The organism is Rubrobacter calidifluminis (assembly GCF_028617075.1).
Taxonomy (GTDB): domain Bacteria; phylum Actinomycetota; class Rubrobacteria; order Rubrobacterales; family Rubrobacteraceae; genus Rubrobacter_E; species Rubrobacter_E calidifluminis.
Genome location: NZ_JAQKGV010000007.1, coordinates 1 through 24,559, shown reverse-complemented (window position 1 = coordinate 24,559; position 24,559 = coordinate 1). Strand labels below are relative to the sequence as shown.

24 protein-coding genes are annotated in these 24,559 nt (G+C 68.2%); 15 read left to right on the top strand and 9 right to left on the bottom strand.

Annotated elements, in window-relative coordinates; genetic code table 11:
* The first annotated feature begins 5 nt into the window (after positions 1 to 5).
* Complete coding sequence (locus PJB24_RS07150; protein WP_273844233.1) at positions 6 to 1,529, top strand: ATP-binding protein; 1,524 nt, start codon at positions 6 to 8, stop codon at positions 1,527 to 1,529.
* Positions 1,530 to 1,586: 57 nt separating this feature from the next.
* Positions 1,587 to 2,645: an aldo/keto reductase gene (locus tag PJB24_RS07145; RefSeq protein WP_273844232.1), complete on the top strand. Its 1,059-nt coding sequence runs from the start codon at positions 1,587 to 1,589 to the stop codon at positions 2,643 to 2,645.
* On the opposite strand, the gene PJB24_RS07140 is transcribed toward PJB24_RS07145, so the two are convergent.
* Entirely contained in the window at positions 2,642 to 3,118 is a 477-nt protein-coding gene (locus PJB24_RS07140; protein WP_273844230.1) for a DUF4188 domain-containing protein, read from the bottom strand. The genes PJB24_RS07145 and PJB24_RS07140 overlap by 4 nt on opposite strands.
* Before the next feature lie 151 nt (positions 3,119 to 3,269).
* Here PJB24_RS07140 and PJB24_RS07135 point away from each other — a divergent pair, with 151 nt between their 5' ends.
* From PJB24_RS07135 to PJB24_RS07125, 3 genes are read left to right on the top strand one after another with little or no spacing between them, the layout of a single operon-like run.
* On the top strand, positions 3,270 to 3,650 hold the full coding sequence (locus PJB24_RS07135) for a Fur family transcriptional regulator (protein ID WP_273844229.1): 381 nt from the start codon (positions 3,270 to 3,272) through the stop codon (positions 3,648 to 3,650).
* Positions 3,647 to 4,369 (top strand): ZIP family metal transporter, encoded by a 723-nt coding sequence (locus tag PJB24_RS07130; RefSeq protein ID WP_273844227.1) that lies wholly within the window; start codon positions 3,647 to 3,649, stop codon positions 4,367 to 4,369. Before PJB24_RS07135 ends, PJB24_RS07130 begins: the two co-directional genes overlap by 4 nt.
* A 38-nt stretch (positions 4,370 to 4,407) precedes the next feature.
* Positions 4,408 to 5,574 (top strand): GNAT family N-acetyltransferase, encoded by a 1,167-nt coding sequence (locus tag PJB24_RS07125; RefSeq protein WP_273844226.1) that lies wholly within the window; start codon positions 4,408 to 4,410, stop codon positions 5,572 to 5,574.
* Here PJB24_RS07125 and PJB24_RS07120 read toward each other — a convergent pair.
* On the bottom strand, positions 5,571 to 6,935 hold the full coding sequence (locus PJB24_RS07120) for an MFS transporter (protein WP_273844224.1): 1,365 nt from the start codon (positions 6,933 to 6,935) through the stop codon (positions 5,571 to 5,573). The genes PJB24_RS07125 and PJB24_RS07120 overlap by 4 nt on opposite strands.
* A gap of 113 nt (positions 6,936 to 7,048) precedes the next feature.
* On the opposite strand from PJB24_RS07120, the gene PJB24_RS07115 reads away from it, so the two are divergent.
* The 6 genes from PJB24_RS07115 to PJB24_RS07090 all read left to right on the top strand — a co-directional run bounded on the left by PJB24_RS07115 (position 7,049) and on the right by PJB24_RS07090 (position 13,559).
* Positions 7,049 to 8,053 carry a TIGR03557 family F420-dependent LLM class oxidoreductase gene (locus PJB24_RS07115; RefSeq protein ID WP_273844223.1) on the top strand — a complete coding sequence of 335 codons (1,005 nt, stop codon included), beginning with the start codon at positions 7,049 to 7,051 and terminating at the stop codon, positions 8,051 to 8,053.
* A gap of 1 nt (position 8,054) precedes the next feature.
* A complete protein-coding gene (locus PJB24_RS07110; protein ID WP_273844222.1) occupies positions 8,055 to 9,017 on the top strand; it encodes a DMT family transporter in 963 nt (320 codons plus the stop codon).
* Positions 9,018 to 9,115: 98 nt separating this feature from the next.
* Positions 9,116 to 10,414: a M20 family metallopeptidase gene (locus PJB24_RS07105; RefSeq protein WP_273844220.1), complete on the top strand. Its 1,299-nt coding sequence runs from the start codon at positions 9,116 to 9,118 to the stop codon at positions 10,412 to 10,414.
* A complete protein-coding gene (locus tag PJB24_RS07100) occupies positions 10,404 to 10,619 on the top strand; it encodes a DUF3311 domain-containing protein (RefSeq protein ID WP_273844219.1) in 216 nt (71 codons plus the stop codon). Before PJB24_RS07105 ends, PJB24_RS07100 begins: the two co-directional genes overlap by 11 nt.
* Positions 10,620 to 10,622: 3 nt before the next feature.
* Positions 10,623 to 12,080 carry a sodium:solute symporter family protein gene (locus tag PJB24_RS07095; protein WP_273844217.1) on the top strand — a complete coding sequence of 486 codons (1,458 nt, stop codon included), beginning with the start codon at positions 10,623 to 10,625 and terminating at the stop codon, positions 12,078 to 12,080.
* Positions 12,081 to 12,119: 39 nt separating this feature from the next.
* Positions 12,120 to 13,559, top strand: a complete 1,440-nt coding sequence (locus PJB24_RS07090; protein WP_420541905.1) for an amidase — start codon at positions 12,120 to 12,122, stop codon at positions 13,557 to 13,559.
* Here PJB24_RS07090 and PJB24_RS07085 read toward each other — a convergent pair.
* From PJB24_RS07085 to PJB24_RS07055, 7 genes are read right to left on the bottom strand one after another with little or no spacing between them, the layout of a single operon-like run.
* Positions 13,556 to 14,827, bottom strand: a complete 1,272-nt coding sequence (locus PJB24_RS07085) for a mandelate racemase/muconate lactonizing enzyme family protein (RefSeq protein ID WP_273844213.1) — start codon at positions 14,825 to 14,827, stop codon at positions 13,556 to 13,558. The genes PJB24_RS07090 and PJB24_RS07085 overlap by 4 nt on opposite strands.
* Entirely contained in the window at positions 14,824 to 15,609 is a 786-nt protein-coding gene (locus PJB24_RS07080; RefSeq protein ID WP_273844211.1) for an SDR family oxidoreductase, read from the bottom strand. The genes PJB24_RS07085 and PJB24_RS07080 overlap by 4 nt, the downstream gene beginning before the upstream one ends.
* Positions 15,606 to 16,628, bottom strand: coding sequence for a galactitol-1-phosphate 5-dehydrogenase (locus PJB24_RS07075; RefSeq protein ID WP_273844209.1), 1,023 nt, complete (start codon positions 16,626 to 16,628; stop codon positions 15,606 to 15,608). The genes PJB24_RS07080 and PJB24_RS07075 overlap by 4 nt, the downstream gene beginning before the upstream one ends.
* A 1-nt stretch (position 16,629) precedes the next feature.
* Entirely contained in the window at positions 16,630 to 17,931 is a 1,302-nt protein-coding gene (locus PJB24_RS07070) for an MFS transporter (protein WP_273844206.1), read from the bottom strand.
* Positions 17,932 to 17,952: 21 nt separating this feature from the next.
* Complete coding sequence (locus PJB24_RS07065) at positions 17,953 to 18,675, bottom strand: cyclase family protein (protein WP_273844204.1); 723 nt, start codon at positions 18,673 to 18,675, stop codon at positions 17,953 to 17,955.
* Between the two features lie 17 nt (positions 18,676 to 18,692).
* A complete protein-coding gene (locus PJB24_RS07060; protein ID WP_273844201.1) occupies positions 18,693 to 20,009 on the bottom strand; it encodes an MFS transporter in 1,317 nt (438 codons plus the stop codon).
* Between the two features lie 3 nt (positions 20,010 to 20,012).
* Positions 20,013 to 20,831, bottom strand: a complete 819-nt coding sequence (locus tag PJB24_RS07055; RefSeq protein ID WP_273844199.1) for an IclR family transcriptional regulator — start codon at positions 20,829 to 20,831, stop codon at positions 20,013 to 20,015.
* Positions 20,832 to 20,936: 105 nt separating this feature from the next.
* Between PJB24_RS07055 and PJB24_RS07050 the strand changes: the two genes are divergently transcribed.
* The 4 genes from PJB24_RS07050 to PJB24_RS15900 form a co-directional block, all read left to right on the top strand.
* Complete coding sequence (locus PJB24_RS07050; RefSeq protein WP_273844198.1) at positions 20,937 to 21,704, top strand: SDR family NAD(P)-dependent oxidoreductase; 768 nt, start codon at positions 20,937 to 20,939, stop codon at positions 21,702 to 21,704.
* Positions 21,705 to 21,788: 84 nt separating this feature from the next.
* Positions 21,789 to 23,099 (top strand): MFS transporter, encoded by a 1,311-nt coding sequence (locus PJB24_RS07045; protein WP_420541907.1) that lies wholly within the window; start codon positions 21,789 to 21,791, stop codon positions 23,097 to 23,099.
* Between the two features lie 11 nt (positions 23,100 to 23,110).
* On the top strand, positions 23,111 to 24,421 hold the full coding sequence (locus tag PJB24_RS07040; RefSeq protein ID WP_273844196.1) for an L-fuconate dehydratase: 1,311 nt from the start codon (positions 23,111 to 23,113) through the stop codon (positions 24,419 to 24,421).
* On the top strand, positions 24,418 to 24,559 hold a 142-nt coding region (locus PJB24_RS15900; protein ID WP_420541906.1), incomplete at its 3' end, for an SDR family NAD(P)-dependent oxidoreductase. The genes PJB24_RS07040 and PJB24_RS15900, both read left to right, overlap by 4 nt.

Sequence of the window (24,559 nt, the reverse complement as noted above, 5' to 3'; positions counted from 1 at the left end):
CGGTCATGGAGATCCTCGTACGGTTCCCTCTGCAGGAAGGTGGCCCGCTCGGCCGGGCGAGGGAAGTCGTCGCGGGATGTCCGGGTTACCGCGTCGAAGGGGAGACAGCCTCAGTAAAGCTGAACCTGCCCTCCGAGTGGCGGGCCCTCTACGAGCTCTCGGTCCTGCTGCGCGGCGAGGGGCGGGCCGAGTACGCGGTGGATGGCAGGGCGGTGAGGGGTGAGGAACTGTTCGCCGGGCTGCGGTGCTTCTTCAGGAAGGAGCGCGCGGGGAGCCTGGCCCGGGAGTGGTGCACGCCGCGCTCCCTCTCGGAGAGGCAGCTCTTCCCCTGCCGGCAGATCCACGTCTACGACAACCCGCGCAGGACTCCGAACTCCTGGTACTCGTTCGGCAGGATGGGGGAGGACGGCGTCTTCCGGGTTGACAAGGAGGCGATAACTTCCAGGGTCGTCTCCGATCTGGGCGCCTACGCGCACTGCCCGATCCTCGACCTCGATGGCATCGCGGAGACGATAGCCCGCCTGCCAGACGACATAGACCCCTCACGCGATGCGGGCTGGAGCTACCGGCAGGAGGGAGGGCCGGTCTCGAACTGGGGTGTGACCAGAGACGACGCCCGGGAGGAGACTCCGGAGGGAGAGAGCCTCTTCGAGCGGCTGGCGAGGAACGTCCGCAGCGGGGGTGCGGGGGTCGCAGCGGGCGGCAACTCCCCCAGCAACCGCAACGTCCCGGCCGCCGGCTACGGAGACGTGGGCGGCCTGGGCGAGGCGGTCGAGCGTGTCCGGGAGGCCGTCGAGCTCCCCATAACCCACCCGGAGATCTTCCGCCGGCTGGGGATAAAGCCGCATCGGGGCGTACTCTTCCACGGCCCGCCGGGCACCGGTAAGACGCTTCTGGCGCGGGCGGTCGCGCACGAGTGCGGGGCGCACTTCATCGCGGTCTCCGGGCCCGAGATCCTGAGCCGCTTCTGGGGCCAGAGCGAGGCGAAGCTCCGGGCCATCTTCGCCGAGGCGAGGGCGAAGGCCCCCTCGATCATCCTCTTCGACGAGATCGACTCCTTCGCCTCCGCGCGCGAGGCGATGAGCGAGAGCTTCGAGGCGACGCTCGTCTCTCAGCTCCTCTCGCTGATGGACGGGCTGGGCGAGCCCGGGCGGGTCTGCGTGATCGCCACCACCAACCGCCCGGACGCTCTCGACCCGGCCCTGCGCCGTCCCGGTCGTTTCGACCACGAGATCGAGGTGGGCCTGCCCGACGAAGCCGGGCGGCGCCAGATCTTCGAGATACACACCCGCAGGATGCCCACCGACCCCGCCCTCGACCTCGACGAGCTGTCCCGCCTCACCCGCGGCTACTCCGGCGCGGACATCGAGGCGCTCTGCCGGGAGGCGGCGCTCGCCTGCATGCGCCGCACCGTAGACCTGCGCTCCCTCGAGCGTCGTATCCCCCCGCACCGGCTCGACTCGCTCCGGGTCACCACCTACGACTTCCGCACCGCGATGAAGCGGGTGCGCCCGAGCGTCGGGCGCTGAGCGCTGTGCTAGGCTTCGACCTGGCACGAACAGGAGACATCCACGGAAGGAGGAGGGATGGAGTACCGCAGGCTCGGGCGCTCGGGGCTCATGGTCTCGACGCTCTCGCTCGGCACGATGACCTTCGGCGGGAAGGGCGGCTTCAAGGCCGTCGGCTCCACCGACGTCAAAGCGGCCACCCGCCAGGTGGACATGTGCCTGGACGCCGGCGTGAACCTCTTCGACACCGCGAACATCTACTCCGCGGGCGAGTCGGAGGAGATCCTCGGAAAGGCCATAGCCGGTAAGCGCGACAGGCTGCTGCTCGCGACCAAGGCCCGCATGCGCATCGGCGAGGGGCCCAACGACTCCGGTCTCTCCCGCCACCACCTCATCCGGGAGTGCGAGGCCAGCCTCAGGCGCCTCGGCACCGACTACATAGACCTCTACCAGGTGCACGAGTGGGACGGCCTCACCCCGCTCGAGGAGACGCTCGAGGCCCTGGACACTCTGGTCAAGTCCGGCAAGGTGCGCTACGTCGGCTGCTCGAACTACGCGGGCTGGCAGCTGATGAAGGCGCTCGGGATCTCCGAACGCCTCGGCTACGAGCGCTTCGTGAGCCAGCAGATCTACTACTCCCTCGAATCGCGCGACGCCGAGTACGAGAACGTGCCCATAGCCATAGACCAGGACTGCTCGATCCTGGTGTGGAGCCCGCTCGCCGGCGGCCTCCTCTCGGGCAAGTACCGCCGGGGACAGGACGCGAAGGAGGGCCGCCACCTCGCTGGCTGGAACGAACCCCCCGTGCGCGACGAGGAGAGGCTCTACGACACGATAGAGACCCTCGTCGAGATCGCCGGAGACCGCGGTGTCTCCGCCGCCCAGGTCGCGCTGGCCTGGCTTTTGGGCCGTCCCGGCGTCGCCTCCGTGATAATAGGGGCACGCACCGACGAACAGCTCGCGGACAACCTGAAGGCCGCGGACCTCGAGCTCACCGCAGAGGAGCGCGCCCGCCTCGACGAGGTGAGCGCCCCGCCGCTCATCTACCCGTTCTGGCACCAGCTCAAGACGGCCTCCGACCGGCTCGGCCCGGCGGACATGCCGCTCCTCGCTTCGCACCTCGAAAAGCGGGGCTAGCCCTCCTCCCCGCCCCGCGTACGCCGCCGGGCGCCCTTCCCGCCCCCCACGGCCGGGACGCGCCCGGTGGCCCGCGCCAGCCCGAACGGCGGCATGTTGGCGTAGACGGCCTCGTAGCGCCCGTCTTCTACCGCATACGCCTCGTGCCAGACGCCGACCACCCTGCTCTTCCTCACCTCCCGGTTGAACTGTCTCCAGGCCGGCAGGTGTACGTCCTCCGGATCACGCGCGAAGCGCTCCAGATCCTCCCGCGAACGCCAGTACTGGACCACCGCCACCCCCCGCCAATAGAAAAAGGTCTCCGCCCCGAAGAAGCCTCTCCCCCGGTGCCCGCGGAGCTCCCGTAACACGCCCCGCAGCGCCCTCAACACCGGAAGCCACCTCCCGACGGCACGGAGCCTGTTCACCCTGATCCCGAAGATGAACACCACGAACGAACCTTCCATGCCAGCCGTGAACCTTCCCCGCTCCATGCACGGACCTCCCGGCCTCCTCTCGCCAGCTTCCCTAACCATAACCCTTCCTCCACCACCTCGCCCGATTTCGCAAACGACTTGCAAAACGTTGTTTCGGGGCTATACTGCCCGGTGGCGGGAAGCTTTTCGAGAGGGAGGTTTTTTAAGGTTGGCACGACCGGCGCACACCAAGGAGGCGGTGGAGAGGCTCGTGGGCTCTTCGGGGAGGCACGACTGGTCGGTGGAGGATGTTGCGCGGGCGCTTGGTGGGGGGGTGGATTTCTCGACGGTGTGGCGGGCGATGCGGCGGCTGGAGGAGGAGGGGGTATTGAGGCGGGTGGAGTTCGGGGATGGGAAGGCGCGCTACGAGGCGGCCCGCGGGCACCATGAGCACGTCAGGTGCGAGCGGTGCGGAACGATTTCCGCCGTCGAGGGGTGCATCGTCGGCGGGTGTGAGGGTAAGGTCGAGGAGGCGACGGGGTTCCGGGTCTTCGGGCACGAGTTGCTCTTCACCGGCCTCTGTCCCCGTTGTTCGGGGGAGGGAGCGTGAGCGGGGCGACGATAGCCACGCTCGTGTTCTCGGCGGTCACGTTCTTCTCGACGATGGCCGGGGGGATAGCGGCGCTGCGCTGGCCGGGCCGCCGGCAGGTTCTGATGGCTCTAGCCGGGGGCGTGGTGCTCGGGGCGGCGTTCTTCGACCTGTTGCCGGACGCGGTGGGCCGGGCCTCGGAGCTCGGGATGCAGCCGGTGGTGCCGCTCGGGGCTGCGCTCGCCGGGTACCTCGTGTTCGGCCTGCTCGAGCGGTCCGCGGGGCACCGGCATGAGGGGGCCGGGAAGGGAGGCCTCGCGGGGCTCGTCGGGGCCGGTGGTTTCGTGGTGCACAGCTTCTTCGACGGGCTCACCATCGGGCTGGGGTTCGAGGTCAGCCTGAGCGTGGGGGTGCTGGTCGCGCTCGCGGTCATCGGGCACGATTTCTCCGACGGGCTTGACACCGTCTCTTACATGGTCGCCCACGGCCAGCCGGTGAAGCGGTCCGTGGGGATGCTTGTGGCGGACGCGCTCACCCCGCTCGTCGGGGCGGTCGTGGCGATGGTACTGCCGGTTCCGGGCGTGGTGTTCCCGGTGGCGATCGGGTTCTTCTCCGGGCTCTTCATCTTCGCCGCGACGGGGAGGCTGCTGCCGCTCGCCGCGCCGCTCGGGTTCCGAAGGAGCACGCTGCTCGCGCTTGTCGGGGTGTTGTTCATGTTCCTGATCAGCCGCCTCGCCTGATCCGGTTACAATCCCTTCGGAGTCGAGCGGAAGGGAGGATGGCTTTGGAGGTGAGGACGGTCGCCGGGGAGGATCTCGAGACCCTCTCCCGGTTGCTCGCGCTCGCGTTCGGGAACGACGTCGGGCGCTGGAGGGACTACTTCGACCCCGGGAAGAACCCCCGGGTGGATCCCGAGAGCGTCTACGTGCTGGAGGAAGACGGGGAGGTGCGGGCGACGGCGACCGTGCTCCCGCTCGAGGCCTATGTTGAGGGGAGGGCGGTGCCGGTGGGCGGGGTCGCCGCGGTGGCCGCCCACCCGGCGTACCGGAGGCGGGGTTACGCCGGGGAGCTCGTGCGCGAGGCGCTGCGCCGGATGCGCGCGGGAGGTGTTTCGCTCTCGATGCTCTGGCCCTTCGCCCACGCCTTCTACCGCTCCTTCGGCTACGAGCTCGCGGGCGAGGCCATCGAGTACCGGCTGGAGCCGGGGAAGCTGCCGACGTCTCCGGAGCAGCGGAACGTGCGGGCCTGCTGCGAGAAGGACCTGGTGCGGATGATGGGGTTGCACGAGGAGGCGGCCGCCCGCCACCGGCTCTGCGTGCGCCGCGGCCGGGCGTACTGGGAGAGGCTTCTGGGGCGGGAGGAGGTCGAGGCCGCCGTCTACGAGCAGGGCGACGAGCTGGAGGGGTACATGCTCTACGAGACGAGCCCCTTCGAGCCCGCCCGGGAGCCGCGCCGGACGATGCGGGTGCGCGAGCTCGTCTGGCGGACACCCCAGGCCCTGGCCGGGCTCCTCTCGCTCCCCGCCTCGCTCGACCCGGAGGTCTTCGGCGTCAGGATGTGGAGCCCGCGCGGGGAGCCGCTGCACCCCTACCTGAGGAGCTCATACGTCGAGGCGCGGGTGAGCCCCGAGCAGATGCTCCGGATCGTCGACGTGCGCGGCGCCCTGGATCTCCTGCGGCCCCGGGGATCACGGGCGCTCGCGCTCGACGTCCGAGATGAGCTCTTTCCGGAGAACGAGGAGGAGCACGTCGTGGGGGAGGGGGAGATCGCCGGGCGCGTCACGCTCGACGTGCGGCGGCTAGCGCAGCTCTACGCCGGGTATTTGCCCGCGCGCGAGCTCGCCCGGCGCGGGCTCATTGAGCCCGACACGGAGCGGGCGCTGGAGGTTCTCGAGGAGATCCTCCCGGTGCGGGACCCGTGGATCTTCCGCCCGGACCACTTCTAGCGCGCGATCTTCTCCAGGGTGCGGCCCGTCGAGCGGGGGCCGAGGATGCCCACGTCCAGGCAGAGGATCCCCAGGATCACGGCCGAGCCGATGAACGTCGCCGCCGGGCCGTAGGCTGCCAGGAAAGGAACGGCGACGAACGGCAGGACGGCGCTCGTCAGGCGGCTCAGGCTGTACGCCGTGCCGACGGCCGTGCCGCGCATGCGGGTCGGGAAGATCTCCGCCTGGTAGATGTGGAAGGCGTTGGAGAAGAGGTTGCTCACCGCGGTGAGCAGGAACCCGGATAAGACGATCACGGGTACCGACGATGCGAAGCCGAAGACCATCCCGAGGATCGCCATCAGGATCGCCGAACCGACGATGATCCACTTGCGCTCGAAACGCTCGACGACGGGCACCGAGATCATCGAGCCTATCGGGTAGCCGAGGAAGATGAGCGCGGTGTACCCGAGCGTCTCGACGATGTCGAAGCCCTTGTCGGTGAGGACTACCGGGGCGAGCGAGCCGAAACCGTAGTAGCCGACGGTCTGCAGGATCTGGAAGGCGAAGAGCATCACCGTACGCCGGGCGTAGCCCTCATCGAAGATCTCCCGGAAGGTCGCCCCGCGCTGGGGCTCGACCGGGGCGGGCTCGGGCGCCGGCAGCTCGTCGATGCCGCGCTCGCGGCGGGCCGCCTCCTCCATCCGGCGCATCGCCGCCTCGGCATCCAGAGGACGACCTTTGATCTCGTACCACCGCGGCGATTCGGGGAGGCTGCGGCGCATGAACCAGACGATGAGCGCCCCGAGCGAGCCGAAGACGAAGAGCCACCGCCAGCCGGCGATCCCGCCCAGGTCGTTCGGGGCGAGAAGCCGCCCGGCGAGCCCGGCGACCGGCACCCCGAAGAAGCCTATGGTGTAGGCGAGCGCGGTGAACCGGCCGCGCACCCGGCGCGGGACCATCTCGCCCATGTAGATATCCGTCATCGGGAGCGTCGCCCCGAGCCCGAGGCCGCCGAGGAAGCGGAAGATCAGGATAAGGGCCAGCGAGGGCGCGAAAGCGGCGGCGAGCGAGAAGATCGAGTAGATCAGGAGGTCCGCCTGGTACATCGCCCGCCGCCCGACGTAGTCCGCGACGATCCCGAGCACGCTCGCCCCGAAGAACATCCCGACGAAGCCCGAGCCGATGACGAGCGCCTTACCCGTGGCTCCCAGGTTGAAGGTGTCCGCGAGCACCGCCGCCAGGACCCCGCCGAGGAAGATGTCGTAGAGGTCGAAGAAGGTGCCTACACCGAGCACGGCGATGAGCCTGCGGTGCATCGAGTAGACCGGCAGGCGGTCCAGGCGCGAGGCTATCGTGATCCGGGTTCTCTGCGTCCGCACCCTCCTCCCCGTGAAAAGGTCTCACACGGCCCGGAATATACACGCCCGTCCGCCGGGATCGCAAATATAATTGGCCGGTACCCTGCTTATTACAGGCGAGATCAGGGAGGGGCATGAAGACCACCGGCACTCTCGGCTACGCGGCGATGTTCGAGCAGTTCCACCCGACGGACCTCCTGAGGTGGTCGAAGCAGGCGGAGGAGGCCGGGTTCACCTCGGTGATGGCCTCCGACCACTTCCACCCCTGGACCCCACAGCAGGGGCAGAGCGCGTTCGTGTGGAGCTGGCTCGGGGCGCTCGGGGCGACGACTTCTTTGCGCTTCGGGACCGGGGTTACCCCGCCCGGCTTCCGCTACCACCCGGCGGTGATCGCGCAGGCCGCGGCCACGCTGGAGGCGATGTACCCCGGGCGCTTCTGGCTCGGACTGGGAGCTGGTGAGGCCCTGAACGAGCACGTCGTCGGGCACTACTGGCCAGAGGCCCCGACCCGCCTGCGCATCCTGATGGAGTCGATCGAGGTGATAAGGCGGCTCTTCTCGGGGAATGTGGTCAAGTACCAGGGGGAGCACATAAAGCTCGAGAGCGCGAGGCTCTACACCCTGCCGGAGAGCCCGCCCCCGATCTACGTCGCCACCGCCGGGCCCGTCATGAGCAGGCGTACCGGGAGGTTGTGCGACGGGATCATCACCGTCGGCGCCCCGGACGAGAAGATAAGGATGCTCATGGAGCGCTTCGAGGAGGGAGCGCGACAGGAGGACAAGGACCCCTCCGAGATGCCGCGCATCCTGCAGCTCCACGTCTCCTACGCGAAGAGCCAGGAAGAGGCCGGGGAGAACGCCCTCAGGGAGTGGCCCAACGGCGGGATGCCCTTCCCCAAAGCCGACATCAGAAACCCCGAGGACTTCGCCGCGATGGCCAGGCAGGTCAGGATAGAGGACTTCGCGAACCGCGTGCTCATCTCCGCCGACCCCGACGAGCACCTGGAGCACATCCAGCACTACGTGGACCTGGGCTTCGACGAGGTCTACGTGCACAACGTCGGGCGCAACCAGGAGGAGTTCATCCGCGTCTACGGGGAGCGGGTGATCCCGAAGCTCCGCTGGCCGGGGGCGGTCTAGCTTGGGCTGGAAGAGGGGGAGCTTCGTCGGGGTCCTTCTGGTCGCGGTCGGGGCGGCGCTCTGGGGCACCGACGGGGTGCTGCGGGTGCCGCTCCTGAAGTACATGTCGCCGACGGCGATCGTCTTCTCCGAGCACCTATTTCTGGCCGCCTACTCGATCCCGGCGGTCGCGCTCGGCTGGCGTGCGTTCCGCGGCTTCCGGGCGCTGCACTGGCTCGCGCTGCTCACCATAGGCTGGGGAGGCTCGGCGCTCGCCACGCTGATGTTCACCGAGGCGTTCGCCCTCGGGAACCCGACCGCCGCGATCCTGCTGCAGAAGACCCAGCCTCTCTTCGCGATAACCCTCTCCTCGCTGCTCCTGCGCGAGCGGCTCGGCTGGCGCTACTGGGGATGCTTCGTCGTCGCGATGGCCGGGGCGTACCTGATCTCCTTCTCCGACCTCTCGCCGTTCGGGAAGCTCGGAAGCGGGGCGCTCCTCTCCTCGCTCTTCGCGCTCGGGGCGGCGTTCCTCTGGGGCTCCTCGACGGTCATGGGTCGCTTCGTGTTACGGGATCTCCCCTTCCACACCCTCACCGGGGCCCGCCTTCTGAGTGCCCTGCCGCTGCTCGGGGTGGTCGTGCTCTGGCAGGGGAAGATGGGCGGCGTCGGGGAGGGGATCGCCGCACACCCCCTGCGGGTGGCGCTCCTCGCCCTGATCCCGGGGCTCATCGCCCTCCTGCTCTATTACCGGGGCCTGACCTCCACCCGCGCCTCCTACGCCACCCTCGCCGAGCTCGCCTTCCCCGCGACCGCGGTGGTCCTCAACTGGGTCGTGCTCGGGGTGGGCGTCACACCCAACCAGATCGCGGGCTTCCTCCTCCTGTGGGCCTCGGTCTTCGTGCTCGGACGCCTCAGTGCCCGCTCCCCCGAGCCCGAGACCCCCTCCCCGGTGGTGCAGGACTCCGCTCCCGCAAGGTGTCGCTAGAAGGGGCCGGTGTCTTCCGCCCTGCGGAATCATGGTCTTGACATGCCCTCCGGTTCGGGTGTGAACTGATCCCGTTGGGGCGACTGGGGAGGTCCTGCTTGAGCGTTACGGGGTTGCGCGGAGCCATCCTCGAGGCTGTGGAAGAGCTCTCGCCCCGGATGGTCGACGTGCTGCGGGAGTTCGTGCGGATACCGACGGTGAACCCGCCCGGGGAGCACTACGAAAAGTTCGTCGGTTACATGGGGGATCTGCTCGACGGGCTCGGCTACGAGGTGGAGGTGCTGCGGGTGCCGGAGGAGCGCCTCCCCGAGCTCGCGCCGCACGGTGGGGGGAGACCCCGTCCCAACCTCGTCGCCCGGCTGCCGGGAGACAGGGAGGGAGGCTCCATACACCTCAACGGTCACTACGATGTGGTGCCCGCCGGCAGCGACTGGCGTCACGATCCCTTCGGCGGGGAGCTCGAGGACGGGAGGGTCTACGGCCGGGGAGCGGCCGATCAGAAGAGCGGGCTCGCCTGTCAGATCTTCGCCGTCGAGGCTCTGCGCAGGGCCGGGTTGGATGTGGGAGGGCGCATCGTCCAGAGCGCGGTCCCGGACGAGGAGACCGTCGGGAACAGAAACGCCGGGATGGGGTTCCTCGTCGAACGGGGGGTGATCGGTGCCGAGGACACCGACGCAGTTATCATCACCGAGCCGTTCGGCCCGGAGGGGATAGGCCTCGGGCACAAGGGTGCGATATGGTGTGAGATCACCTTCTTCGGCCGCAAGGCCCACGGGAGCGCCCCGATGCTCGGGCTGAACGCCGTGGAGCTGGCGGCGCGCTTCGTCTCGCGGGTGGAGGAGGATCTGAAACCCCGGCTTTCGCAGCGCAGGAGCAGCCTCGCGGTGACGCCCGCCGAGGCCGTCTGCGCCACCCTCTCCTTCGACACCGTGCAGGGCGGGACGGCCACCAACACCGTCCCCGACCGCTGCCGCCTCACCTTCAACCGCCGCCTGGTGCCGCAGGAGCGGCTGGAGGAGGCCCGGGAGGAGATCCTCTCTCTGCTGGAGGCGTTCGCCGGGGAGACCGGCATCCGCTACGACTACCGGGAGACCTACGCCACCGAGCCCGTAATAATCCCGGAGGATGAGCCGCTCGTCAGGGTGGCCCGGCAGGCCGTCAGGTCTTTGGGCATGGAGCCCCGGCTCCTGATCTCCGCCGGGAGCGACGACCAGCGCTTCGTCGTGCACGGCGCGGGGATAGAGAACTGCATAGTCTACGGGCCGGGCAGAACCGCGCTCTCCCACATCGCCGACGAGTACGTCGAGGTCGAAGATCTGGTGGCGGCCACGAAGGTTCTCGCGCTCATCCTCTGCGGATACCTCGAGGCCGGGGAGGGAGATGACCATGCGGGGTAGGAGCTCGCTGTGGCTGCTTCTGGTCCCGTTCGTCATCTTCATAGTGGGGCTGCCGTTCGCCAACCGCATCCACCCGCTCGTCTTCGGGATGCCTTTCTTCACCTTCTGGATGCTCGTCGGCGTGGTGGCGACGCCGCTCGCGATCTGGCTCGCCGCCCGCTTCGACCCGCTCTACGGGAGAAAAAGGAACGGGGGAGGAGGGTAGGCCATGTCCAACGCGGCGGTGGCGAGCACCATCTTCATAATCTTCATGATCCTCACGATCGCGCTCGGGCTGCTATCGGTGAGGGGACGGCAGCCTGACTTCTCGGAGTGGTCGGTCGGCGGGCGCAGCTTCGGGTCGGTTCTTCTGTGGGTGTTGCTCGCCGGCGAGACGTACACGGCGTTCAGCTACCTCGGCGCAGCCGGTTGGGGTTATGACTACGGGGCTCCGATCTACTACGAGTTCGCCTACCTGTGCGGCGGGTACGCACTCGGGTACTTCTTCGGGCCCCTGTTCTGGGCTTACGCGAAGAAGCATAACCTCATAAGCGTATCGGACATGGGGACGCACCGGTATGGGAGCAAGACGCTCGGGGTTCTTATGGCCCTGATCACGACCATCTTCCTCATCCCGTACGTGCAGCTCCAGATCACCGGCATGGGCCTCGTCGTCAATCAGATGACCTACGGCGGTATAAGCCTCGACTGGGCGTACGTGATCTCCTTCATCGTCGCCGAGGGGTTCATCCTGGTGAGCGGACTGCGAGGGAGCGCCTGGGTGAGCCTGCTCAAGGACTCGCTGGTCATCCTGACGGTCATCGTGATCGGCCTCTACGTCCCCTACCACTTCTTCGGCGGCTACGGCGGGCTCTTCGAGAGGCTCCTGGACACCCACCCGGAGATGCTCACCCTGCCGGGGAAATCGCCGAACCTGAATTCGTGGTGGTTCGCTTCGACCACCATCGTCAACTCCTTCGGCTACATCGTCTTCCCCAACGTCTTCGCCGCCTACCTGGGGGCTCAGGCGGCCCGCACCATCCGCACCAACAGTATCTTTCTGCCCTGCTACCAGATCCTGCTGTTCGTCCCGATGCTGCTCGGGATGGCGGCTGTCTTCGTCGTGCCGCACCTCAAGGACGGCGACCTGGCGTTGCTCGCCCTCTCGATCAAGGCGTTCCCGGCATGGTTCGTCGGCCTGACCGGGGTGGCGGGGGCGCTCTCGGCGATCGTGCCGATGACCGTCTTCATGCTGGTGATAGGGACGATGTGGGGCAGGAGCATCCTGGGGCTTGGCGTCCGCTCGGAGAGGGCCCAGCACCGGCTCTCGCAGCTCGTGACGTTCCTGGTCGGCCTGATCGCGCTGGTCTTCTCGATCACGCTGCCCTCCACCCTGGTCCGGCTCTCGGTTATCTCCTACGAGGGGATAACCCAGCTTGCTCCCGTCCTGATCCTGGGGCTCCTGTGGCGCGGGATGAACGCGAAGGGCGCGGTCGCGGGCTACGCTGCGGGGGTGGCCTTAGTCTTCATCCTGTTCGCCACCGGCCACGATCCGCTCTTCGGGATAAACGGCGGCCTCTACGGGCTCATCGTGAACACCCTGGTTGGGGTGGTGGTGAGCCTGGCGACGGCCACCCGCCGTGATCGCGAGGAGGCCGCCCGGCGGATGGTGCCCCAGCAGCCGTGATGCGCGGGCTCGCCACGCCGCATCTCCCTGGATGCCCGGATGTCGCCGTCCCGTACGGGAGGTGGAGGGTTGACTGACGAGATCATCTACCTCCCGGCGCGGGAGATGGCTCGCCTGATCCGGGAGCGCGAGCTCTCCGCCGTGGAGGTCGTCGAGGCCCACCTCCGGCGCCTCGAGGAGACGAATCCGAGGGTGAACGCCATCGTCACCCTGGTGCCGGAGCGTGCCATCGAGGAGGCGCGCGAGGCCGACCGGAGGATCACCCGGGGCGGGGAGGTCGGGATCCTGCACGGGCTCCCGGTGGTGCACAAGGATCTCGTTCCCACCAGGGATATCCGCACGACCTTCGGCTCTCCGGCCTTCAGAGACTTCGTCCCGGAGGACGATGCGCTCATCGTCGAGCGCCTGAAGAGAGCCGGAGCGATAACCCTGGGCAAGAGCAACACCCCAGAGTTCGGCGCGGGCTCGCAGACGTTCAACCCGATCTTCGGGGCGACCAGAAACCCCTACAACCTCTCGAAGACCTGCGGTGGGTCGAGCGGCGGGGCAGCCGCCGCGCTCGCGGCCGGGATGGTTCCGATCGCCGACGGCTCGGACATGGGGGGATCGCTGCGCAACCCGGCCTCCTTCTGCAACGTCGTGGGTTTGAGGCCCTCACCCGGGAGGGTCCCCACCTGGCCCACGCTCGTCCCGTGGTCCCCGCTCTCGGTCGAAGGTCCGATGGCCCGGAGCGCCTCCGATGTTGCGCTCATGCTCGCGGCGATCGCGGGCCCCGACCCGCGCGCCCCGCTCTCTCTGTCCGAGCCGGGGGAGATCTTCCTCGAACCCCTGGAGCATGACTTCTCCGGAGCGCGTCTCGCCTGGAGTTCCACCCTCGGGGAGCTCCCCGTCGAGCGGGAGGTGTTGGAGACGCTCGAAGGCACCCTCGGTGTCTTCGAAGAGATCGGGTGCACCGTCGAGGAGGCCGCGCCGGACTTCTCCGGGGCCGACGAGGCGTTCAAGGTCTTCAGGGCCTTCCAGTTCCACCTCTCCTACGGAGAGCTTCTCGCGGAGCACCGGCACGAGATGAAGAAGACGGTTGTCTGGAACATCGAGCAGGGGGCGAGGCTCACCCCGGACGACCTCGCGCGGGCCGAGAAGTTCAGGACGGAGCTCTACCACCGGGTGCGAAAGTTCCTCGATCTCTACGACTTCCTGCTCCTCCCGACGGTTCAGGTCCTCCCGTTCGACGTCAAGGTGGAGTACCCGACGGAGGTGGCGGGCGAGCCGATGCAGACCTACATCGACTGGATGAAGTCCTGCTACTACATAACCGTGCCCGCCCTGCCCGCGATCTCGGTGCCGGGAGGTTTCACCCCGGAGGGGCTTCCGGTGGGGCTTCAGATCGTGGGTCGTCCCCGCGACGAGGTCGGGGTGCTGCGCCTCGCGCACGCCTTCGAGCAGGCGACGGGGTTCGAAGGCCGGCGTCCGTCTCTCTAGGTCTCCTCGAAGAACGGCTCGCCGGGACGGGCGTAGCGGCGGGCCACCTCCTCGTTCAGCTCGACCCCGAGCCCCGGGGCTTCCGGAACGCGGATGAACCCGTCCTCGATCACGGGGTGGTCGAGGCCCGTGACCATCTCCTCCCAGAACGGGACGCTCATCCCGTGCCACTCCAGCGCGAGGAAATTCGGGATCGCGGCGGCCAAGTGCGCCGAGGCGAGCGTCCCGACGGGAGAGGCGATGCAGTGCGGGGCTAGGGCGACGTAGTGGGTGTCTGCCAGGTCGGCTATCTTTCGTCCCTCCAGGAGCCCGCCGGTCTTCTGCAGGTCGGGGGCGGCGATGTCCAGCGCGCCCCTCTCCAGAGCCTCGCGGAAGCCGTAGCGCATGTAGAGGTTCTCACCGCTCGAGATCGGGGTGCGGGTCCCCGCGGTGACGCGCCGCAGCGCCTCGACGTTCTCCGGCGGGATCGGGTCCTCGAGCCACATCAGCCCGTAAGGCTCGAGCTCGCAGGCCAGCCGCAGCGCGTCGGAGACGTCGTAGCGCCAGTGCAGGTCGAAGGCGATGTCCACCGTTTCCCCGACCGCCTCCCGGACGGCCTCGACGAGCGAGACCATGAAACCGACCTCGGCGTGGGTGAGGGTGCCGGAGTGGGTGTCCAGGGTGTGGGGGTTCGGGACGTCGAGGTCGAACTTGAGCGCGGTGAACCCGCGGGAGGCGACCTCGCGGGCGCGGGCTGCGTACATCTCGGGGGTGAAGACCTCGTCCGTCTCGGCCTCCCCGTAGGCCCGACCGTGGACGGGGTGGTTGATCTCGGCGGAGATCGCCGTCCTCTCCTCCTCCGTCAGCCAGCGCGGGCGGCGGGCGACCATGAGCGAGTCGAGCGCCTCGAGCGCCTCCCCGGCGTGGCAGTCGGCGTAGACGCGGACGCGGTCGCGATACTTGCCGCCGAGCAGGCGGTAGATGGGGACGCCGCAGTACTTGCCGAGCACGTCCCAGAGCGCCGCCTCTATCCCGGAGATGGCGTTGTAGACGATCCCGCCCATCGAACCCGCACCCGAGGCGGCCCAGCGCATCTTGGAGAAGAGCCGGTCGATGTCTCTCGGGTCTTCCCCGACGAGCAGCCGGCCCATCTCGCGGATGATCGCGGTGAGCCCCGGCGCCAGGTAGCTCTCGCCGAGCCCGGTTATCCCCTCGTCGGTCCGGATGCGGATGAAGGTCCAGTCGTAGTTGGCCTCGACGACGGCCGTGCTGATGCTCGTTATCTTCACGCGTCCTCCTCTTCCGGGGGAAGTTGCGGGGTTGCCGCTCCGGTCTTGCCGAGGGCCTGGAGCCCGGCCGGCAGGATGGTCATCTCGGGCACGCAGACGTGCTCCGGGAGCGTGGCGAGGAACAGGCACGCCCGCGCCACGTCCCTGGGCCTGAGCGCCCGCTCGCGCACCTCCCTGGGCGGCGGTGCGGGCCGGTCGTCCAGCAGGGGCGTGTCCACGATGCCGGGCAGCACGCTCGAGAAGCGCACACCCCTCGCGTGCTCCTCGATGCCCGCCGCCCGCGCGAGCGCGGCCATCCCTGCCTTCGACGCCTGATACGCAGGGCCGGAGGCGTCGGGCCAGAACCCGGAGACGCTGCCTATGAGGATGGCCTGGCCGCGCGAGGTTCTGAGGTGGGGAAGCGCGGCCTTGAGGAAGTAGAACGCCCCGCAGAGGTTCACCGAGAGGATGCGCTCCCAGTCCTCCGGGGAGAGCTTCTCCAGGCTCCTGTCGGGGACGTTGGTCCCGGCCGCGAGCACCAGGAGGTCGATTCGCTCACGCCCGCCCGTCTCCGCGACCAGCGCCTCCACGCCCTCGCGGTCCGAGACGTCGAGGGCGTGCGGGATGAGACGCCCCGTGGCGAGGCGCTCTTCGCCGGCGCCCTTCTCCATGGCCTCCTTCCTGCGCGCCACCGCGTGGACGCGGGCCCCGGAGTCGCAGAAGAGGTTCGCCGTGGCGAGCCCGATCCCGCTCGAGGCCCCGGTGACGATCGCGGTGCACCCGGAGAGCGGACGCCCGTTCACGCCCCCTCCGCCAGAAAGATCTTCACCTGGTCTGTGGGACCTTCGGCCAGGCGGCGGAACGCTTCGGGGCCCTCGGAGAGCGGCAGGGGGTCGGGGAGCTCGCCGATCCCGGCGCGGCCCTCGGAGATCCAGTCGAGCGCCTGCCGGAAGTCCTCGCGGGTGTAAGCGTAGGAGCCCTGCAGCGCGAGCTGGTTGCGCACCAGGTGGTGGAAGGGTATGAGGCTCTCGTCCTCGTGCAGCCCGACGAGGACGGCCATCCCTCCGGGACGGAGCAGCCCGGCGGCGAGACGCCGCGTCTGAGAGGTGCCGGCAGCGTCGAAGACGACGTCGGCACCGAGGCCGCCCGTGGCCTCGCGCAGCGCCTCCTTCGCGTCTTCACCCGAGGGGAACGCTGCGTTCGCCCCGAAGGAGAATGCCTTCTCCCTCCTCCTTTCGTGCGGCTCGACGACGGTGACCTCCGGGATCCCGCTCAGGACCGCAGCCTGCAGGACCATCGTGCCGATGGTGCCCGCGCCGAGGACGACGGCGCGCTCCATCGACCCCCGAACCTGCGCCAGGCGTACCGCGTGCACCCCGTTGGCGAACGGTTCGGCGAGGGCCGCGGCGGTCATCGGGAGGGTGTCGGGGACCGGCAGCAGCGCCGCGGCGGGGACGCGGACGTACTCTGCGAAGGCTCCGGGGTGCTGGATGCCGATCATGGTGCGGTTGGGGCAGGCGTTCTCCATCCCGGCCCGGCAGATGGGGCACTCGTCGCACGGGAGCAGGGGATTGACCGCGACCCTCCTCCCCTCCCACGAAGGTTCCACCCCCTCGCCGACCTTCGACACCGTGCCCGCGAACTCGTGTCCCATCACGAGCGGCGGGGTGCGGTTGCCCATCCTGCCCAGGTACCCTTCGACCTCCGAACCGCAGATCCCGGCGGCGCCGGTGCGCAGCACCACCTCTCCGGGACCCGGCTCGGGCTCCGGGCTCTCCTCGAGAGCCATGCTCCTCGGCCCCTGCCAGACCAGTGCCTTCACGCTAACCCCTCACCTCCTGGGTTTCCTCTGTGCGCGCCTCCACGTGCTGGCGGCGCACCCTCACCGTCATCATCACTATCCCCGCCAGAAAGAGGGCTGCGGCGAGCACGCTCGCGGTGCTCACGAAGCTGCCGCTCTTCTGCTGCAGGTAGCCGCCCAGGTAGGGTCCTGCGAACCCGCCCAGGTTGCCGAGCGCGTTGATCAGGCCCATCGCCCCACCCGCCACGGCCGCGGGCATCGCCTCGGAGGCCGCGGCCCAGAACGGGCCGTCGTAGGCCAGGGCGCCGCCCATCGCCAGGCTCAAAAGCACCACCGAGGGCACGATGTTGCCCTTGCCGATGGCGACCGAGGCGACGAGGGCGACCGCGGCGATGAGCATCGCGAGGAAGACGTGCAGCGAGTAGTGGCCGTCCCTGTCGGCGGCCCAGCCGTTGACCCACAGCCCGATCATGGCGACGATGTAGGGGATCGCCGTGAGCAGCCCGACCGCCCCGTAACCCCGCTGGCTCATCTCGTGGATCACGGTCGGAAGCCACAGGTTCAGCCCGTAGAAGCCTATCTGGATCAGGAAATAGACCAGGACGAGCTGCCACACCACGCCGCTTCGCAGGGCCTCCCTGTAGCCGCCCACCTCGGGGGCGTTGCGGCGCTCCTCGGCGATCGTGCGTTCTATGTAGTCGCGTTCCTCCTCGGAGACCCAGGAGGCTTCGGAGGGCCAGTCCGCTGCGAGCCACCACCACAGCGGGGCGGCGATGAAGAACGGGAAGAGCCCCTCGATGATGAACAGCCACCGCCAGTCGGCGAACGTCAGGATCCAGCCGGAGAGCGGCGCGGTGATGATCGAGGCTATCGCGATGTTCATGATCCAGAAACCGTAGGCCCGGGCGCGCTCGCGTGCGGGGAACCAGTGGCTTATGAGCACCAGTATCGCGGGCCAGATGCCGCCTTCCGAGATGCCGAGCAGGAAGCGTACTGCCAGAAGCTGCCAGTAGTTCTGCACCAGCCCCGAGAGGACCGCGAAGATGCCCCAGACGATGATCATGATCCCGACGAACTTCTTCGCGCTCCAGTGCTCGGCGAGGTGTCCGCCGGGGATCTGCAGGAAGAGGTACCCGATGAAGAAGATCCCCCCGGCGAGCCCCGCGGCCTCGGCTCCTATCCCCAGCTCTTTCTCCATCCCGCCGAAGGCGAAGCCGATGTTGGTGCGGTCCATGAACGAGATGATGTACACGATGATCGCCACCGGGATGAGCCTGGCCCAGCGGGCCCGGCCCACCGGAGCGGGCGTTGCGGAGTCTTGCATGGTTCTCCCCCTTTCCCGGATCTACTTAGGTACCAGCGCGAGGGCCCGGACCGGAGATCCCGAGCCGCCGCGGATCTTGAGCGGGAACGCCATGAACATGCAGAAGGGCGGCAGCGACCCCAGGTTGGCGAGGTTCTCAGCTATGTAGACCTCGTTGCCGAGAAGCGTGTGGTGGGCCGGGAACGTCTCGTCGCCGGAGGCGTCTATCGCCAGGGTGTCACAGCCCACGAGCGACACCTTCCTCTCCACCAGGTATTCTGCAGCCTCCCGGCCGAGGCCCGGCCAGTCCTCGAGAAAGGCCCTGCCCTCCCTGCCCGTTGCCCAGCGCTCGTCCCAGCCGAAGCGTATGAGGACGGCGTCCCCGGGCTCGAGCTCGCCCCACTCCCGCTCCCAGCTGCGTATACGCTCCGCCGAAAGTGTCTCGCGCGGGGCGAGGTCTGTGGCCTCTATCGTTGCGGCGCGTCCCGCCAGCCGGTTCAGGGGGACTTCGTCCATCCCGTAGTGGACTCTGCCTTCCGCGATGAAGTGCAGCGGGGCGTCGAGGTGGGTGCCGGTGTGCTCGCCCATGGCGAGCGCGTACTGGCAGGCCGCATCCCCGAGCTCGTAGGACTCGTAGAGGGTGCGGCCGAAGCGGGCGTGCGTGGGCCACGCCGGGATGCCTTCCTCCAGCGTGTGGGAGAGATCGACCCACTCGTATTCGTTCAGCTTCTGAGCGAAGGATGAGCTCTCTTGCGCTCGCGTCACATTCCCTCCTTTCGGGGTCATCGCCGGGTGGGAACCCGTCCTTCTGCCGTCTCCCGCATCATCATCACCGGGATGAGGGTGGAGAGGTAGATCGCGGCGAGCAGCAGATAGTTCCACGAGAAGCCGAAGTGTTCGATTATGTAGCCGGAGACCGATCCGACTATCGTCCCCGAGACGCCGAGCCCCACCCCGATCATGAGCCCCATCCCCGAAGACGCCGCGTCGGGGACGGTGTCTATGACCGAGGAGTAGAGGACCGGGTAGGGCGAGTTGCGGAAAAGCCCCCACCCGATCAGGATGATCCAACCCAGGGCCGCGCTGTTTATGAAGATCATCGCGAGTGTGGCCACCGCGAGCCCGACCGAGATTATCCCCAAAGAGAATTTCCTGCCCCGATGATCGGAGACGGTCCCCCACACGATCTGGCCGATCCAGCCGGTTATCCCTGAAGCGCCGGAGACTACCGCCGCCTCTCCGAGGGAGAGGCCCGCTTTCTGGGTAAGCTGCAGCGTGAGGAACGACGCTATCCCGAACTCGGAGAACAGGAGCAGGAAGTTGGTCAGCACCGCGAGCCTCACGTTGCGGTAGGAGAGTGCGAGCCTGATGTTGGTCCAGGGGTTGGTCCAGCCCTCACCCTCGATCTGGTCGACCGTGACCGAGGGTGTCATGCCGCGCTCCCTGACCCAGCGGTTGACCTTCTCTAGGTTCCGCTTCCTGGCGAGCACGGTCTGGAGCACGAAGATTGGGATGCCTATGAGAGGGATGACTAGGAAGGCGGTCCGCCAGGTGCCCACCGCCAGGAGTGCCCCGATGAGTGCCGGTCCCACAAACTGCCCGATGGGAAATCCCGTATGATGGGTGCCGACGGCGAAGCCACGGTTCTCTTTCTGCCACCACTCCCCGACCATCGCGACGTTCACCGGCTCCATAGAACCTTCGCCCATCCCCCCGAGTATCCGGGAGGCCCGAAGCTGATTCAGGGTGCTCGAGAGTGCCGTCGCCACGGCCCCGACTATCTCGAAGAGCAGCGCCACGCCCCACATCCACGCCCGGCGAGGCCCGCGACCAGGGCTGTCGCCCAGGGTGCCGAGTATGATGCCACCGACGGCCATACCGGCGAAGCTCAAAGAGACGAGCAAGCCGCCCTGAGCGGTGGAGAGGTCGAACTCTCTGAGGATCGCCGGAAGGACCGTCGGCAGTATCGTGCGATCTATGGAGGTGATCAGGATGGCCCCCGTCGTGACGAGGAGCATCCACCAGGAGACGGGATGACCCCGTGGGACATAACGCCAGATCCTCCCGGCCTTGCCCTGGGATGTCGCACCGCCGGCCATCGGTTATCCTTCCCTCCTCCCAGCACCCGGCGGGACCTGTCCCACCCCCCGGCAGTACGCCTGCGTGACCCTCCCGGCATACTCCCGCACCAGCGCCCCGAGCGCCGCCTGCCTCTCCTCCGGCAAACGGTAGGCGGGCGCGGAGACGCTCATGGCGGCTATGCACATCCCCACCCCGTCGAAGATGGGGGCGGCCACGCACCTTACCTCTTCGTCGCTCTCGGTATCGTCCACCGCATACCCGCGCCTCCGCGTCACCTCGAGCTCGGCACGCAACGCCTCCGGGCTGGTGATCGATCTCGACGTGCGCGACTCGAGCCTGTCCACCGCCAGATACTCCTCCCGCTCCCTCTCGCCGCCGAAGGCCAGAAGCGCCTTGCCCAAAGCCGTGCAGTGCGCCGGGCGGGTCGAGCCGGGCCGCGAGAGTACGACCGTGACCGACCGGCGCGGCTCGGTGCGCTCGAGGTAGAGGATCTCCCGCCCCTTCAACACCGCGAGCTGTACGACCTCACCGACCTCTTGCGTCAGCTCGCGCATCACCGGGAGCGACCAGCACCTGAGATCCTCGTCCAGATCGTAGAGGTTGCCGAGCGAAAGACACCGTGGACCCACGTGGTAGAGCCTCCCTTCCCGGCTCACGAACCCGAACTCTTCCAGAGTACGGAGCATCCGCATCGCAGTCGGCTTCGGAAGACCCGCAGCCCGTGCCAGCTCCGTGAGCGTCTTGCCCCCGCCTCCCTCCCCGAAGGCCACCAGAAGGCTCAAACCCCGCGCCAGCGTCTCTACCCGGCCGTCGCGTCTCTCCCTGATCTTCCCTTCCACCCGATCTCCTTCCCCTTGCAGTAGCGCAAGGTACATGCTTTCATGTTCTGTGTCAAGGAAAGAAAGCAATTTTCATTCAATGGAACAAATCTCTGGAGGTGGGTGATGACGCAGGGGATGAGGCGGCTCGAGGGGAAGCGGGTCGTGGTGACCGGGGCCGGGAGCGGTATCGGGCGGGCGATAGCGCTCAGGATGGCTTCGGAGGGGGCGAGGGTGGTTCTGGCGGACGTGGACGAGGGGGCGGCCCGGAAGGTGGCGGCGGAGATCGAGGGCGAGACGCTGGTTCATCAGGTGGACGTGAGGCGGGCCGATGAGGTGGAGGCGCTCGTCGGGCGGGTCGTCGAGGAGTGGGGCGGGCTCGACGTGATGGTCAACAACGCGGGGGTGGGAGTGGCGGCGACCGCTCCCGATACGACCGAGGAGGACTACGACAGGATGATGGACGTGTGCGTGCGGGGGACCTTCCTCGGGATGAAGTATGCCATCCCCGCCATCCGGGATTCCGGGGGTGGGTCGGTCATAAACATGTCTTCCATCGCGGCGCTGGTGGGGCTCACCGACCGGGCGGTCTACTGTGCGGCGAAGGGTGCGATCCTCTCGATGACCCGGGCCTGCGCGATGGACCACATCGGGGAGGGGGTGAGGGTCAACTGCATCGCACCCGGGACGGTGGACACGCCGTGGGTCGCCAGGATCACGGCCGGCTACGACGACCCGGAGGAGGCGCGCGCCAGGATGCGGGCGCGTCAGCCGCACGGGCGGCTCGTCAGGCCGGACGAGATCGCCGCGATGGCCGCCTACCTGGCCTCCGAGGAGGCCGAATCGGTCGTCGGGGCGTGCATGGTGGTGGACGGGGGTGTCACCGCCCGCTAGAGTGGGGGCAGGGCAAGGGAAAGGGGGAGTGAACAGGTGTCTGTGAGAAGGGGAGTCGCCGGGAGGAGCCGGGTGCGCTGGCTGATGGTCGTCCTGGCCTTCTTCGGCATAGCCATAAACTACATCGACCGGGCGAACCTCGGGGTAGCGGCGACCCACATCCAGAAGGAGCTCGGGATAGGCGATTTCGCGATGGGGCTCGCGCTCGGGGCGTTCTTCTACACCTATGCCTTCTTCCAGCTCCCGATGGGCTACTGGGTCGACCGGTTCGGGGCGCGGCTCGTCTACACGGTGGCGGTCGTGTGGTGGTCGGTCTTTACTGCGGCCACCGGGCTCGCGAGGAACTTCGCCTCGCTCTTCGGGTTCCGGCTCCTGCTCGGCGCCGGTGAGGCCGGAGGGTATCCGAGCTGCGCCAAGGTCGTCTCCCAGTGGTTCCCCAAACAGGAGCGGGCCTTTGCCACCAGCATCTTCGACTCCGGAGCCAGGGTCGGCACGGCGCTCTCGCTCCCGATAGTCGCCGGGCTCATCGGGGCGTTCGGGTGGCGGGTCTCCTTCGCCGTGACCGGGGCTTTGGGGATCGTGTGGGCCATCTTCTGGGTGCTGCTCTACCGCAGCCCGAGGAGGCATCCGAGGGTTTCTGAGGAAGAGCTGCGGTACATCGAGGCCGGCGGGGCCAGGACCGCCGACTACGACAGGAGCCGGCAGCCTCAGAGGAGAGCGAACGAGATCCGCTGGCGGGATCTCTTCCGCTACCGCACGATCTGGGGGATGATGATCGGGTTCTTCTGCCTCAACTTCGTCATCTACTTCTTCATCACCTGGTTCCCGAGTTACCTGGTGAAGGCCAGGGGTTTCGACCTCCTGCAGCTCGGTATCTTCGGGACGATCCCGGCGATCGTCGCGATACCCGGTGGCTGGGTCGGGGGGCTCTTCTCGGACTTCCTGGTCCGGCGGGGGGCGAGCCTCACCGTGGCGCGCAAGGTGTGCCTGGTCGGCGGGATGCTCTTCTCCTCGGTGATAGCCCTCGCCGCGCTGGTGCCGACGGCGGCCGGGGCGCTCGCGTTGCTTTCGGTTTCCTACGCGAGCCTCACCTTCGCGGCGGCGAGCGTGTGGTCTCTCCCCGCGGATGTCGCGCCGCAGGCCGCCGAGGGGTCTTCCGTCTCCTGGGTCGCCTCGATCGGCGGCATCCAGAACTTCGCCTCGAACCTCGCCGGGATCGCGAGCCCCGCCGTGCTCGGAGCTGTTCTCGGAGCGACGGGCTCGTTCGTCGGCGGGCTCATCACCGCCGGCGTCCTCGCGATCGTCGGGGCGCTCTCCTACCTCTTCATCGTGGGCAGGGTCGAGCCGCTGCCGGCGGAGAGGACGGGAAGCAGGGAATCTGCGCGGGTGATCTGAAAGGGGGATGGATGACCAGGATAGTTGGCCTTGAGGCCCACGACGTGCGCTTCCCGACCTCGCGCGACCTCTCAGGTTCGGACGCGATGCACCACGCCCCCGACTACTCGGCGGCGTACGTGATCCTCAAAACCGACGAACCCGGTCTCGAGGGCCACGGGCTCGCCTTCACCTGCGGGCGGGGTACCGAGGTGATCGTCTCCGGGATAGAGGCGCTCGCCTCGCTCGTGGTCGGGGAGGAGCTCGAGAGGTTCACCTCGGACATGGGGGCCTTCTGGGAGCGGATGACCTCCGACGGGCAGCTACGGTGGCTCGGGCCGCAGAAGGGCGTGATCCACATGGCCACCGCCGCCATCGTCAACGCCGTGTGGGACCTGTGGGCGAAGAAGGAGGGCAAACCGCTCTGGAGGCTCCTCTCGGACATGAGCCCGGAGGAGATCGTCTCCTGCGTGCCGTTCAGGTACATAACCGACGCGTTGACCCCGGAGGAGGCGCTCAAGATCCTCCGGGAGAACGAACCCACCCGCGCCGAACGCGAGCGGGAGATGTTGGAGGAAGGTTTCCCCGCATACACCACCTCTGCGGGCTGGCTCGGCTACCCCGACGATAAGATGAGGGCGCTTGCCCGCGAGGGGGTCGAGAGGGGCTGGACCCACTTCAAGATGAAGGTCGGGGCGGACGTTGAGGACGACGTCAGACGGGCCGCCCTCATCCGGGAGGTAATAGGCCCGGAGAGGAAGCTCATGGTCGACGCCAACCAGGTGTGGGACGTGGAAGAGGCCATCGCCTGGATGGAGCGCCTCGCGCCCTTCGAGCCGTACTGGATCGAAGAGCCCACCAGCCCCGACGACGTCCTCGGCCACGCCCGCATAGCGAAAGCTGTGGCACCCATAGGGGTCGCCACCGGGGAACACTGCCAGAACCGCATCGTCTTCAAGCAGCTGATGCAGGCCGATGCCATAAGCTTCTGCCAGATAGACGCCTGCCGGCTCGGCGGGGTGAACGAGGTGATCGCGGTGCTCCTTCTGGCGAAGAAGTTCGGGATCCCGGTCTGCCCGCACGCGGGCGGGGTGGGCTTGTGCGAGTACGTCCAGCACCTCTCGATCTTCGACTACATCTGCGTTGGGGCCTCGCTCGAGGATCGCATCCTCGAGTACGTCGACCACCTGCACGAGCACTTCGTCCACCCGGTCGTGATAAAGGACGGCCGATACATGCCCCCGGAAGCCCCCGGCTACTCGATAGAGATGAAGCGCGCCTCGCTCGAGAGGTATGCCTTCCCCGAAGGACCGGTGTGGAGCGAGGAGGGGGGTAAGCTGTGAGCCCGGTTGCGGCGGTCGTCGGGGTGGGGCCGGGGCTCGGCTCGGCGGTGGCCCGGCGCTTCGCGCGGGAGGGGTTTGCGGTGGCCCTCGTGGCCCGCACCGGCGAGAGCCTGGAGGGGGCCCGGCGGGAGATAGAGG